Raw genomic sequence first — 13,234 nt, forward strand, 5'->3', positions numbered from 1 at the left:
CCTGCGGCCCCTATCGCAGCCTTTGGCAGCGACTACAGGTGATTAGCAATGCAAACAACCCGGCCCACAGCACGCTCAACCCAAGCAGCGTCGGCCACAGGCCCAGGGGAAATTGCACCGCGCCCAGACGTTGCCCGGCGTAATACGACAGCGGCCCACCGATGGCGCCCAGCAAAACAGCACGCCACCAGGGTTTGGCGGTCCACGCCAGACAATGGTTCAGGGTGATGGCCAGCAGGGCCCAAAGCAGTATCAGCCAGAACGGAATCAATAAACCGGGCTGCTTGAAGGCGAAAACTCCGGCATTGAGCAACAGGCTGTCTACCGCACTGCCAAGCAAACAGACCACAACCACTAACCGCACTTCTGCCATCGAGCGACTTATAAACAACAGATGCACTAGCAGAGCGCCGCCCGCCAGCAGTAGCAACGGGCTGTTGCCGCCCAGTACACAGGCAAACCAGCCGAGCTGGAACAGCACGGCACTGCCCAGGTTTTTAAGCATTGAAGCGCCCAAGCAAGGGCGCGGGCATGGCCGCCGGTTTGGCCAGCAACAGTTGTGCCGTGCCGATGCTGCGCTCAAGAAAGCCACCTTCGCAGTAGCATAGGTAAAATTCCCACAGACGCAGAAAGTATTCGTCGTAGCCCAGTTCTGTTAAACGGCCGTGTGCGCGACGAAAGTTCTCATGCCACAAGCGCAGGGTTTTGGCGTAGTGCAGGCCAAAATCCTCCATGTGCATCAGGTTCATGTCGGTGTCCTTGCCGACAATTTCGAGCATTTTCTGCACGCTGGGCAATGCGCCACCGGGGAAAATATAACGCTGGATAAAGTCCACACTGCTTTTCGCCTGCTCGTAACGCTGCTCGCGAATGGTGATGGCCTGTAGCAGCATCAACCCATGAGGCTTGAGCAGATGCGAGCATTGTTTGAAGTAGCTCGGCAAAAAGTGATGGCCGACGGCTTCGATCATCTCGATCGACACCAGCTTGTCGTATTGCCCGGTCAGGTCGCGGTAATCCTCCAGCAGCAAAATCACCTGATCTTGGAGGCCCAATGCCTCAATACGGGCTTGGGTGTAGTCGAATTGCTCCTTGGACAATGTAGTCGTCGTGACCTTACAGCCGTAATGCTGGGCTGCAAACAATGCCATGCTGCCCCAGCCGGTACCGATTTCCAGCAGGTGGTCTTCGGGCTTGAGGTCGAGCTTCTGGCAGATGCGCTGCAGTTTATTGAGCTGGGCTTGCTCCAGGGTGTCGTCAGCCGTTAAAAACTGTGCGGCGGAGTACATCATGGTCGGGTCAAGAAACTGCTCGAACATCTCATTGCCCAGATCGTAGTGCGCGGCGATATTCTTCTGCGAGCCCTTGCGGGTGTTGCGATTGATCCAGTGCAAACCGCGTATCAGCGGGCGACCCAGGCGCGCCAGACCACCCTCCATGGCATCGAGCACGTCCATGTTGCTGACCAGCACGCGGACCACTTTGGTCAAGTCAGGCGAACTCCAGTAGCCATGAATAAAGGCTTCGCCTGCGCCAATCGAGCCATTGCTGGCGAGCATGCCCCAGACACTTGCGTCGTGAATCTGCACCTCACCCACCAGACCCGCGCCGCTGTCACCGAACATCAGGCGTTCACCGTTTTCGATAACGACCAAATGCCCGTTTTTCAATTGACCGAGTTGGCGCAGTACCCCGCGTCGCAGCAACGCGCTGGTCAGGTTGTGGGTAGTCGACAGTGAGGTTTTGCTCACCAGGCTAGGGCTCTTCATGGCGTTGATCCTTGGGTTGCAGGGCGGCAATGCGAAAGGCGCCGTCGGCGGCCTGATGGGAAAAAATCGGTGTGCGCTTGAGAAACAGGCGCAAGGCTTGCCAGTAGATGGCCAGGCAGGTTTTGGCGGTCATCCACGGAAATTGCCACAAATAGCGATGCAGGCCTGCACGATCCAGCGCTGTGCGCTGCAGGTTGAGGGTGGCATCGAACAGTTTCTGATCACCCTGCCAGTCGGCCATATGCACCCCGAGCCTGGCCTGGGGCGGGCTGAAGCTCATGTGGTATTCCAGATCTCGTGGCAGAAAAGGGGATACGTGGAAGGCCTTGGCCACGGCAACGTGGGAAAAACCGTCTCCCTTGGCGGGGAGCACATAGTGATAACGTTCGCGCCAAGGCGTATTGGTGACTTCACACAGGACGGCGGCCAGTTTTCCGTCAGCTTCGTAGCAATAGAAGAAACTCACCGGGTTGAAGGACAGCCCCCAGCTACGGGCTTGTGTGAGCAGGCAGATCGGGCCTTGCGGCGTACGACCCAAAGCGCTGGCAACTTGCTGGCGTACCGCATCAATCAGGCGCATGCCAGTTGCAGTGAAGGTTTTCAGGTAATCGGTTTCACGAAAGGAGAAGGGCGCAAAGCGACTTTTCCCTGCCAGTGGTGAAAGCCCCAGTACAGCGTCTTGCTCATCCAGATCCAGATACAACAGGCCGATCTGATAGCGAAAGGCATGGGGCTTTGGGGTAAAACGCCGATGGCCGATCCAGCCGCTGTACAGGGCGCTGTTCATAGTTGCTGGCCGAAGGCGCGGGCCACGCGCAATGCGCTGACCACGCCGTCTTCATGAAAACCGTTGGCCCAGTAAGCGCCACAAAAATAGCTGTGCTGCGCGCCCAGCAATTCTTGCCAGCGCGCTTGTGCGGCAATGGCGGCCAAGCTGTATTGCGGGTGCGCGTAGGTATAGCTGGCCAGCACCTTGAGCGGATCAATGGCTACGGTTTGGTTGAGGCTGACGCAGAATGTGGTCTCGCTCTGAATCCCTTGCAGGATGTTCATATCGTAGGTCACGGCTGCCCGTTTTTGCCCTGCGCCACCGAGGCGATAATTCCAGCTGGCCCAAGCCAGTTTTCTGTCAGGCAGCAAGCGGGTATCGGTATGCAGTACCACGTCGTTATCTGCGTAGGGCATTGCTCCCAAAATTTGCTGCTCGGCAGCCGAAGGGTTGGCCAGCAACCTGAGGGCCTGGTCGCTGTGGCAGGCAAAGATCACCTTGTCGAAGGATTCAGTGCCACCAATGCTATGCACCAGAACACCTTCGGGATTGCGCGCGACCTGGATCACCGGGCAGTTGAGCCGAATTTTGTCGGCAAACCCTGCGCTCAAGGGTTTTATGTAAGCACTGGAACCGCCCTCGATCACACGCCATTGCGGGCGATTGCTGACGCTGAGCAAGCCGTGGTTGTTGAAAAAACGCACAAAGAATTGCAACGGGAAAGCCAGCATGTCGGCCAGGGACATGGACCAGATCGCAGCCCCCATCGGCACGATGTAGTGCTCGATAAAGCGCGAGCCATAGCCGCGTTGCTGCAGGTAGTCACCCAACCGGGTGTCGCTGGCAATGCGCTGCTCGTTCAGGTCGCGAATGGCTTCGCGATTGAAACGCAGGATATCGCGCAACATGCCCCAGAACCTCGGCGACAACAGGTTCCTACGTTGGGCGAACAGGCTGTTGAGGGTGTTGCCGTTGTATTCGAGGTTGCTGTCGGTGTCGTGAACGGAAAAGCTCATTTCAGTGGCTTTGGAGCGAACCCCCAATTGATCCATCAGCTTGATGAAGTTGGGGTAAGTCCAGTCGTTGAATACGATAAAGCCGGTGTCCACGGCATAAGTCTGGCCTTTGACGCTGACATTGAGGGTGTGGGTGTGGCCGCCGACCCAGTCGCTGGCCTCGAAAACGCTGATATCGTGTTCTTTATGCAGCATGTAGCCGCAGGTCAGCCCTGAAATCCCGCTGCCAATGATCGCTATTTTCATGATGGCTTACCGTCTGATGTGCGCGCCAGACGCTTGCCGAGCGCCACTTGCAGGCGTTTTGGCAGGTTTGCCAGCAGCCGCAGAATGGCAATGAACGGTGCGGGAAAGGCGATTTCCAGCGGGCGTTTTTCCAGTCGCTGGCATATGTGCTGCGCCGCTTTTTGCGCAGACCAGCGCATGGGCATCGGGAAGTCGTTGTTTTCGGTCAAGGGCGTATCAACAAACCCCGGGCTGACGAGGGTTACGTCAATATTCTCCTGGGCCAGATCGATACGCAGCGATTCGAGCAAATAGCGCAGGCCTGCTTTTGACGCTCCATAAGCCCCGGCCCGGGGCAGTGGCCAATAGGTGACCGAACTGACCACGCCCACCAGATGCGGCTGTGAGCCTGCACGCAACAGTGGCAGTGCGCTCTCAAGGCAATAGCTGCTGGCCAGCAGGTTGGTGCGCACCACGCGTTCGACCAGTGCCGCGTCGAATTGGCGGGCGTCGACATACTCACAGGTGCCGGCGTTGAGGATCACGGTGTCCAGCGCACCCCAGGCCTGGGCGATACGCTTGCCGATCTCGCGTACCTGTACGCTGTCGGTCAGGTCTCCGGGCACCAGCAAGACCTGTCCGGGGTAACGGTCGGACAAGGCTTTCAAGGGCTCCAGGGTGCGGGCGCTCAACGCCAGCCGGGCGCCGCTGACAAGCAACGCCTCAGCCATTTGTGCGCCAATCCCGCTGCTGGCGCCTGTTAGCCAGATCCGCCGTCGATCAGCCATGACTGGCCTCCAGCATTTGCCGCGACGGCAGATTTTTGAAAGCGCTCAAAGCACGGTCACGGCTTTGGCTCAGGTTGACGATGGGCGCCGGGTAATTGGCCACGCCAAACAGACCACCCAGAGAGGCGGGGTTGTGTACCTGTTTTTTATTCAGCTCGGCCAGCTCAGGCAGCCAGTGCTTGATGAATTTGCCCTCGGGGTCGAAGCGCTCTGACTGGGTGACCGGGTTGAAAATTCGGAAATACGGCACGGAATCGGTACCGGTAGATGAACTCCACTGCCAGCCGCCGTTGTTGGCGGCCAGATCACCGTCGATCAGATGCTGCATAAAGAAGCGCTCGCCTTCGCGCCAATCGATCAGCAGGTTTTTGGTCAGGAACATCGCCACCACCATGCGCAGGCGGTTGTGCATCCAGCCGGTTTCCAGCAACTGCCTGATGGCCGCGTCGATAATCGGGAAGCCTGTGCGCCCCTGTTTCCAGGCGCTCAGTTCATCAGGCGCGTTGCGCCAGGGCAGGTATTCGGTTTCCGGGCGAAAGGCGCGATGACGTGACACCCGTGGGTAACCCACCAGGATATGTTTATAAAACTCGCGCCACAGCAGCTCGGTGATCCAGGTAAACACCCCCGGGCTGCCGCTTTCGAACTCGCCGTTGTTGCTTTGCAATGCGGCGTGCAGACACTGGCGGGGTGAGATCACGCCAGCCGCAAGATAGGCCGATAGTTGGCTGGTACCAGGTTTGGCGGGCAGGTCGCGTTCGTCCTGATAGTAGTGGATCTGCTCATCGGCAAACTGCGCCAGGCGCTGGCTTGCCTGATCTTCGCCTGCTGGCCACAGTGCCCGCAGTGATTCACTGGGCACAGCGAAACCGCTGACAGACTCGGGTATGGCGTCGCTCTCTATATTCAGCAGTGACTGCTTTTCAGGCTTGGCAACCAACTTGGGCAAGGCCATATGCAGGCGGTTGTAGCATATTCGGCGAAACTGGCTGAAGACCTGGAAGTACGAGCCCGACTGCGTGAGGATGCTGCCCGGCTGGAACAGCAACTGGTCGAGGTAGTTGTGAAATTCGATGCCTTGCGCTTCCAGGGCCCGGGCCACTGCCTGGTCGCGGCGGGTTTCATGGATGCCATATTCCTGGTTGGTGTGTACCGCCTCAACTCCGTGCTGCTGGCACAGCTCAAGGAGCACCGCAGGCGCCTGGTCCCAGGTGGGCGCGGTACGAATCAGCAAAGGAATATTGAGCTGTTGCAGGCTGTTGCTCAGAGTGCGCAGGTTGCGCAGCCAGAAGTCTACCTTGCTTGGCGCATCGTCATGGGCCAGCCATTGCTCGGGGCTGATCAGGTATACGGCCAGGGTAGGGCCGCGTTTGGCGGCGGCGCTCAGGGCGGTGTTGTCGTCGTGGCGCAAGTCGGTGCGCAGCCAGATCAGTTGCATATTATTTCCTAGCGATAAAGGCCGAGTTGGCTGAGGCGTTGATTGGCCTCTACCGGGTTGTGGGCCAGATACAATCCTGCGATCTCGGTTGTACTTACGGACAACTGATCGAAGTGGATGCATACCGTTGGTCCGGCGATCAGGATCGGGCAGTCGATACCCTGCAGCAGTCGGGGCAATTGATGGGTATTGAGGGTTTTGCTGGAATACAGCACCACGGCGCGGGGCTTCAAATGCTCGACAGCCAGGCCCAGTTCGCCGCCGGGCACAGGTGCGTCGAATACTTCGACCGGGCAGTGGCTGCTGCTGACCAGCAAGGCGGTAAGCCACAGTTGCGGCTCGAAGGGCAGGTCCGAATGATTGATCAGCAGTATCGGTGCGCCCTTGAGCGAGCGGTTGTTGTGATAAATCCGCGCGCCCAGTTTGCTGCGCAGCCAGGATTGGAAAAACACCCGCTCCAATTGCGCACCGAACTGCCCTTGCCAGCGTTGTTCCAGCTCGTTCAAAAGGGGCAGCAGCAGTTGCTCGCAGAGCGGGCGGGCAGGGTAGAGCGACATTGCTTGGTTGAAACAGTCGTCGAGTCGGCGTTCTGCTAGCTCACTGATGGCTTCAATCATGGTTTGCCGCCATGCCTGCCAATCGCTGTCAGGGGCCGGGGCCAGTGCAGCTGGCGCGTTGAGCAGCGGCTTGATCTGGCTGACCGACACGCCACGGTTGAGCCACAACAGAATCTGCTGGATGCGCTGGATATGTTCGGTCGAGAACAGGCGATGGCCCTTGGCCGTGCGGTGCGGCACGATCAGGCCGTAGCGGCGTTCCCAGGCGCGCAGGGTCACGGCATTCACACCGGTGATGCGCGACACTTCGCGGATGGGCAACCAGCCTTCGGCCAGCGCCTGGCTGTAGTCAGTGTCAGGGGTGTTGGACATGATCAGATCATCATTCATGGTCAGATGGCATTACGCAGGCTGAGGTCTTCCGGATGCGGCTGCAGGTAAACCTGGCGCGAGATATAAGCGTGCGGGTGCAGGCGAAAGTGATGCTTGAGCAGGGTCAGCGGTACGACCAGTGGCACGATGCCGTGCAGGTACTGGCCAATCAGTTGCTGCATTTCCTGCTTGTCTTGCGCGCTGATGGATTGCTTGAGGTAGCCGCTGATATGTTGCAGCACATTGGTGTGCGTGCGGCGGGTGGCGCATTTTTTCAGGGCTTTCATCAGCTCGCTGAAGTAGTGCGGGGCAATGGCTCGCGGGTCTTGCTTGCCGAGGTTGCCGAGCAGTGCACCGAGGGTTTTGTACTGCACCGGGTGATGGGCCATCAGCTGGTATTTGTAGCGGGCATGGAACTCGGTCAGTGAGCGGCGGGTGATGCCCTGTTTGAGCAGTGTCTGCCAGGCGCTGTAGGCGTAAACCCGGGTCATGAAGTTTTCGCGCAGCACGGGGTCGTTCAGGCGGCCGTCTTCTTCCACCGGCAAATCGGGGTGAGCGTCGCAGAATGCCCGGGCGTAGATACCACGCCCGGCAAGCTCGGCAGGGCGGCCGCCGTCCTGATACACCTTGACCCGCTCCAGTCCGCATGACGGCGACTTCTGCATAAAAATGTAGCCACAGATGTCAGTGTGCGCTGCGGCCATTTCCACGCCGTAGTCATGCAATGGCTGGGTCACGTTCAAGGTACTGTCGACAGTGCCTACCGCCTGGGGCTGTGCAGGGTCGCCAACCAGCCGCACTGGCTGGCGCGGAATGCCAAGGCCGATGGCGACCTCGGGGCAGAGCGGGACAAACTCGAAGTGCTGGCTTAATGCCTGGCTGCACAGCCGCGATTCTTTATGCCCACCGTTGAAGCGCACCTCGGCCCCCAGCAAGCAGGCGCTGATGGCGATTTTCGGTTTGTGTGGAGCGAATGCTGCGCTGGCCATGTGACGAACCTCCAAGAATTACTTGTACATCTTTTTATTGATGTACAACTTGAGTTCATCATATGCCGGATGTTGTACAAGTCAAATTTCTTGTACAGGTATTTGGGAGGTATTAATCCCGCGTAGCAGCTGCATCGTTCCTTCGGCAGCTGCTACAGCACGTGTTGTGGCTTCAGTCCAGATGCTCAATCAGTCGCCGCGCGGCTTCCTGGCCGCTTAGCCATGCGCCTTCGACGCGGCCTGACAGGCACCAGTCGCCGCAGGCATACAGGCCCAGGTCAGAGTCGGCCAGCGCACCCCATTCATGAGCCGCAGCAGGACGGGCGTAGAGCCAGCGGTGGGCCAGGCTGAAAATCGGTGCAGGGGTAGGGAAGTGCATCAATTCGGCAAAGGCGCCGTGCAAATGTTCGATCACCGACTCTTTGGCCAGGTCGAGGTTCTGCTTGCTCCAGGTACTGGTGGCGTGCAGGACCCAGGTGTCAGGCTGGCTGTCACGCCCGGGTTTGCTGCGGTTTCGGGCCAGCCAGTCCAGCGGGCTGCCTTGTACAAAGCAACCTTCCATGGCCGTATCGAGGGGCGACTCAAAGGCCAGGGCAACAGCCCAGGCAGGCTCCATTTTTACCCCCGCAGCGGTGCTTGCCAGTTTCGGTGCGCTGGCCAGCAGGGAAGTGGCTTGCGGTGCTGGAGTTGCGATGATGACGTGACTGAACGGGCCGTGCTCCTCGCCTTCGGCATCCAGTAAATGCCAGTGTTCACCCCGGATCAGGTCGGTGATCTGGCAGGCAAAGCTGATGGGCAACTGGCCCAGCAGACCGCGGGTAATGGCGCTCATGCGCGGCGTGCCCACCCAGCGGGTCTGTTCGTCAGGGGAGGGGGTCAGTTGGCCATTTTTGTAGTGGTACAGATGGGGTTCCCACTCGACGGCCCAGCCTTTGGCCTGCCATTGCTGGACTTCATCGACAAAACGGCGGTCGCGTGCGGTGAAATACTGAGCCCCCAGGTCCAGTACCCCGACTTCGCTGCGCTTGCTCGACATGCGCCCGCCGCTGCCTCGGCTTTTATCGAACAACTGAATGGCATGCCCCGCCTTGTGCAGGGAATTTGCTGCTGCCAGCCCGGCTATGCCGGCACCGATAATTGCGATTGGTACAGTCATTAGGGCCCCCGATCTCTGTTTGCACAGACTACGCCGTCGGCAATACCTGTACAATAATGTTTTTTAGTATAGGTTTTGGTGCTTCTTCCAGATCCATGTGGCCTATTCTTAAATCAGGTCAACGACTGATAAAAGGTCTTTATATAAAAATAGACCAGTGCTCCCGATAAAACTCCTTGTGAGGATCAACTCATGCACATTTTGCTGACCGGCGGTACGGGCTTGATAGGGCGTCAGCTCTGTCGTCACTGGCTGGCGCAAGGCCATCGCCTCAGTGTGTGGAGCCGGCGCCCCGAGCAGGTGGCTCAATTATGCGGTGCCCAGGTCAAAGGGGTGGCCCTGCTTGAAGAGCTGGGTGAGGAACCGATTGATGCGGTGATCAACCTGGCCGGTGCCCCGATTGCCGATCGACCCTGGACCCGCAAGCGCAAGGCCTTGTTGTGGAGCAGCCGTATTACCCTGACTGAAACCCTGGTGGCCTGGCTGCAAAGTCGTGAGCAAAAGCCTTCAGTGTTGGTATCGGGTTCGGCCGTGGGCTGGTATGGCGACGCTGGCGAGCGTGAACTGACAGAAGACTCAGCGCCTGTGAGTGAAGATTTCGCCAGTCACTTGTGTATTGCCTGGGAAGAGACCGCACAGCAGGCGCAGGCCTTGGGCATGCGTGTAGTCATGGTGCGTACAGGGTTGGTGCTGGCAGCCGAAGGCGGCTTTTTGTCGCGTCTGTTGTTGCCGTTCAAGCTGGCGTTGGGCGGGCCGATAGGCAATGGTCGGCAATGGATGCCGTGGATTCATATCAAGGATCAAATCGCCCTGATTGATTTTCTTGTGCATGAGAATGCCGCCAGCGGTCCTTATAATGCTTGCGCGCCGCAGCCGGTACGCAATGCCGAGTTTGCCCGGACCTTGGGCCATGTGTTGCACCGTCCGGCGTTTATGCCCATGCCCGCCTTTGTATTGCGCGTGCTGCTGGGCGAAATGTCGGGCTTGTTGTTGGGTGGCCAGCGGGCGGTGCCTGTAAGGTTGCTGGCAGCCGGTTTTACTTTTCAGTTCACCGATTTGCGTGCGGCGCTCGAAGATGTAGCCGCCCGCCCCTGAAATAGGAAGTTGCATGACCGATCACGCGCTGTTGCTGGTTAACCTGGGTTCGCCGGCGTCTACTTCGGTAGCGGATGTACGCAGCTACTTGAATCAGTTTTTGATGGACCCGTATGTAATCGATCTGCCGTGGCCGGTGCGACGCTTGCTGGTGTCGTTGATCCTGATCAAGCGGCCCGAGCAGTCAGCCCATGCCTATGCCTCGATTTGGTGGAAGGAAGGTTCGCCGCTGGTAGAGCTCAGCCGCCGCTTGCAACAGGCCATGACCAAAGAGTGGAGCCAGGGCCCGGTCGAGCTGGCAATGCGTTACGGCGAGCCATCGATTGAAACCGTGTTGACCCGGATTGCTGCACAGGGCATCAAAAAAGTCACTCTGGCACCTTTGTACCCGCAGTTCGCTGACAGTACGGTGACCACGGTTATCGAAGAAGCCAAGCGGGTGGTGAAGGCCAACCAGCTGGCAATCGAGTTCTCCATTCTGCAGCCGTTCTACGACCAGCCTGAGTACCTTGATGCGCTGGTGGCCAGTGCCAGGCCGCATCTGGAGCAGAACTACGATCACTTGCTGCTGAGTTTTCACGGGTTGCCCGAGCGGCATTTGCACAAGCTGGACCCAACCGGTAATCACTGCTTCAAGAATGAAGATTGTTGCCAGAACGCTTCACCTGCGGTGCTTGCCACCTGTTATCGGGCCCAGTGCCTGCGCACGGCCCAGGCCTTTGCCGAGCGCATGGGCCTGCCTGAGGGCAAGTGGTCTGTAGCGTTCCAGTCCCGTCTGGGTCGGGCCAAGTGGATCGAACCTTACACCGAGGCGCGGCTGGATGCGTTGGCCAAGCAAGGGGTGAAAAAGATTTTGGTGATGTGCCCGGCGTTTGTGGCCGATTGCATCGAAACCCTGGAAGAAATTGGCGATCGCGGACGCGAGCAGTTTATCGAGGCGGGTGGCGAGGAGTTGGTGCTGGTGCCGTGTCTCAATGACAACCCGCAGTGGGCGCAGGCGTTGAACACGTTGTGTGAGAGGGCGCCGCTGGCGCTGTAAAAGCCTGAAGGCCTTAAAGCCCCTCTCCCGGAGGGAGAGGGGACTAAAAGCAAAGCAGGGTGAGGGCAGAGCAGGGTCGATTTAGATAACCGGCCCGTCACCTTTTTTCTTGTGCTTCCAGCTGTCATTGCCCGGCAGGATCAGGTTCAGCGCAATCGCCACAATGGCGCACAGCGCGATGCCTTTGAGACCGAAGTCCTCAGGCCCCATCCCCGTACCGATCAGTACGCCGCCAATCCCGAATACCAGGGTCACCGAGACGATCACCAGGTTGCGTGCTTCGCTCAGGTCGACTTGATGGCGGATCAGGGTGTTCATGCCCACCGCTGCAATCGAACCGAACAGCAGGCACAAAATCCCGCCCATCACCGGCACCGGAATGCTTTGCAGCAGTGCGCCGAACTTGCCGATAAATGCCAGGCTGATGGCAAAGATTGCCGCCCAGGTCATGATTTTCGGGTTGTAGTTCTTGGTCAGCATCACTGCGCCAGTCACTTCGGCGTAGGTGGTGTTGGGTGGTCCGCCCAGCATACCGGCAGCCGTGGTGGCGATGCCGTCACCGAACAGTGTGCGGTGCAGGCCCGGGTTTTTCAGGTAGTCACGACCGGTCACGCTGCCTACGGCAATCACGCCGCCGATATGTTCAATGGCCGGGGCAAGTGCCACGGGGACGATAAACAGAATCGCCTGCCAGTTGAACTCCGGCGCGGTGAAGTGCGGTAGCGCAAACCAGGGGGCGGCGGCGATCTTGGCGGTGTCGACAACACCGAAGTAGAACGCCATGCCGAAACCTACCAGCACGCCGGCAATGATCGGCACCAGACGGAAAATCCCTTTGCCGAATACGGCCACGATCAAGGTGGTCAGCAGTGCTGGCATCGAGATCAGCATGGCCGTCTGATAGTGAATCAGCTCGGTGCCATCTTCAGCGCGGCCCATGGCCATATGCGCCGCAATCGGCGCCATCGCCAGGCCGATCGAGATAATCACCGGGCCAATCACCACGGGTGGCAGCAGGCGGTCAATGAAACCGGTGCCCTTGAGCTTTACCGCGAAACCGAGAAAGGTGTACACGAAACCGGCTGCCATCACGCCGCCCATGGTCGCAGCCAGGCCGAACTGGCCCTTGGCGAGAATGATCGGGGTAATGAAAGCGAAACTCGAAGCCAGAAAGACCGGCACCTGGCGCCGGGTCACGATCTGGAACAGCAGAGTCCCGAGACCCGCCGTGAACAACGCAACGTTAGGGTCCAGGCCTGTAATCAAAGGCATCAACACCAACGCGCCAAAGGCCACGAAGAGCATCTGCGCGCCAGAGATTATCTGGCGCCAGAGCGGGTCGTTGAACTCGTCCTGCATGTTAAATGTCCTTTTGCTTGGTGCCGAAGATCTTGTCGCCGGCATCGCCCAGGCCCGGAATAATGTAGCCGTGCTCGTTCAAACGCTCATCAATGGAGGCGGTGTAGATGGTCACGTCCGGGTGAGCGGCTTCAACCGCAGCAATCCCTTCAGGCGCAGCAACCAGCACCATGGCGCGGATTTCCTTGCAGCCGGCTTTTTTCAGCAGGTCAATGGTGGCAACCATCGACGAGCCGGTGGCCAGCATCGGGTCGATAATCATCGCCAGACGCTCGTTGATTTCCGGAACCAGTTTTTCCAGGTAGGTGTGGGCCTGGAGGGTTTCTTCGTTGCGGGCAATGCCGACAGCGCTGACTTTAGCGCCCGGGATCAGGCTCAGGACACCTTCCAGCATGCCGATACCGGCGCGCAGGATCGGTACGACGGTAATTTTCTTACCGGCGATTTTTTCAACTTGAACAGTGCCGCACCAGCCGTCGATATCGTAGGTTTCGAGGGTCAGGTCACTGGTAGCTTCATAGGTCAGCAAAGCGCCGACTTCCTGAGCGAGCTCGCGGAAATTCTTCGTGCTAATGTCAGCGCGGCGCATAAGGCCGAGTTTGTGACGGATCAGCGGGTGGCGTATCTCACGGATAGGCATAGGGAAAAAACTCCGGGGGCAG

Annotated in this window: 13 protein-coding genes; 2 read left to right on the forward strand and 11 right to left on the reverse strand. The window is 58.8% G+C overall.

What is annotated here, in order from left to right; all coding sequences use genetic code 11:
• Window positions 1-10 precede the first annotated feature (10 nt).
• The 9 genes from CJU81_RS05405 to CJU81_RS05445 all read right to left on the reverse strand — a co-directional run bounded on the left by CJU81_RS05405 (window position 11) and on the right by CJU81_RS05445 (window position 9,079).
• Complete coding sequence (locus CJU81_RS05405; protein ID WP_095035810.1) at window positions 11-505, reverse strand: DUF2878 domain-containing protein; 495 nt, start codon at window positions 503-505, stop codon at window positions 11-13.
• Entirely contained in the window at window positions 498-1,769 is a 1,272-nt protein-coding gene (locus tag CJU81_RS05410) for an SAM-dependent methyltransferase (protein WP_095029033.1), read from the reverse strand. Before CJU81_RS05410 ends, CJU81_RS05405 begins: the two co-directional genes overlap by 8 nt.
• Entirely contained in the window at window positions 1,756-2,556 is an 801-nt protein-coding gene (locus tag CJU81_RS05415; RefSeq protein WP_095035811.1) for a DUF1365 domain-containing protein, read from the reverse strand. The genes CJU81_RS05410 and CJU81_RS05415 overlap by 14 nt, the downstream gene beginning before the upstream one ends.
• Window positions 2,553-3,800 (reverse strand): NAD(P)/FAD-dependent oxidoreductase, encoded by a 1,248-nt coding sequence (locus CJU81_RS05420; protein ID WP_095035812.1) that lies wholly within the window; start codon window positions 3,798-3,800, stop codon window positions 2,553-2,555. Before CJU81_RS05420 ends, CJU81_RS05415 begins: the two co-directional genes overlap by 4 nt.
• Window positions 3,797-4,567, reverse strand: a complete 771-nt coding sequence (locus tag CJU81_RS05425; protein WP_095035813.1) for an SDR family NAD(P)-dependent oxidoreductase — start codon at window positions 4,565-4,567, stop codon at window positions 3,797-3,799. The genes CJU81_RS05420 and CJU81_RS05425 overlap by 4 nt, the downstream gene beginning before the upstream one ends.
• Entirely contained in the window at window positions 4,560-6,005 is a 1,446-nt protein-coding gene (phrB, locus tag CJU81_RS05430; protein ID WP_095035814.1) for a deoxyribodipyrimidine photo-lyase, read from the reverse strand. Before phrB ends, CJU81_RS05425 begins: the two co-directional genes overlap by 8 nt.
• 8 nt (window positions 6,006-6,013) lie before the next feature.
• Window positions 6,014-6,952, reverse strand: a complete 939-nt coding sequence (locus tag CJU81_RS05435) for a MerR family transcriptional regulator (protein ID WP_095035815.1) — start codon at window positions 6,950-6,952, stop codon at window positions 6,014-6,016.
• A 2-nt stretch (window positions 6,953-6,954) separates the two neighbouring features.
• Window positions 6,955-7,923 carry a DUF523 and DUF1722 domain-containing protein gene (locus tag CJU81_RS05440; protein ID WP_095035816.1) on the reverse strand — a complete coding sequence of 323 codons (969 nt, stop codon included), beginning with the start codon at window positions 7,921-7,923 and terminating at the stop codon, window positions 6,955-6,957.
• Between the two features lie 172 nt (window positions 7,924-8,095).
• On the reverse strand, window positions 8,096-9,079 hold the full coding sequence (locus tag CJU81_RS05445; RefSeq protein WP_095035817.1) for an NAD(P)/FAD-dependent oxidoreductase: 984 nt from the start codon (window positions 9,077-9,079) through the stop codon (window positions 8,096-8,098).
• 192 nt (window positions 9,080-9,271) lie between these two features.
• On the opposite strand from CJU81_RS05445, the gene CJU81_RS05450 reads away from it, so the two are divergent.
• Both CJU81_RS05450 and hemH read left to right on the forward strand, forming a co-directional pair.
• On the forward strand, window positions 9,272-10,174 hold the full coding sequence (locus CJU81_RS05450) for a TIGR01777 family oxidoreductase (RefSeq protein WP_095035818.1): 903 nt from the start codon (window positions 9,272-9,274) through the stop codon (window positions 10,172-10,174).
• A 13-nt stretch (window positions 10,175-10,187) separates the two neighbouring features.
• Window positions 10,188-11,213: a ferrochelatase gene (gene hemH, locus CJU81_RS05455; RefSeq protein ID WP_095035819.1), complete on the forward strand. Its 1,026-nt coding sequence runs from the start codon at window positions 10,188-10,190 to the stop codon at window positions 11,211-11,213.
• 81 nt (window positions 11,214-11,294) lie between these two features.
• On the opposite strand, the gene CJU81_RS05460 is transcribed toward hemH, so the two are convergent.
• Both CJU81_RS05460 and upp read right to left on the reverse strand, forming a co-directional pair.
• Window positions 11,295-12,572, reverse strand: a complete 1,278-nt coding sequence (locus CJU81_RS05460; RefSeq protein ID WP_016781771.1) for a uracil-xanthine permease family protein — start codon at window positions 12,570-12,572, stop codon at window positions 11,295-11,297.
• A 1-nt stretch (window position 12,573) separates the two neighbouring features.
• Window positions 12,574-13,212 carry a uracil phosphoribosyltransferase gene (gene upp, locus CJU81_RS05465; RefSeq protein ID WP_095001117.1) on the reverse strand — a complete coding sequence of 213 codons (639 nt, stop codon included), beginning with the start codon at window positions 13,210-13,212 and terminating at the stop codon, window positions 12,574-12,576.
• Window positions 13,213-13,234: the final 22 nt, after the last annotated feature.

Source organism: Pseudomonas fragi (assembly GCF_002269505.1).
In the GTDB taxonomy this organism is placed as follows: Bacteria; Pseudomonadota; Gammaproteobacteria; order Pseudomonadales; family Pseudomonadaceae; genus Aquipseudomonas; species Aquipseudomonas fragi_D.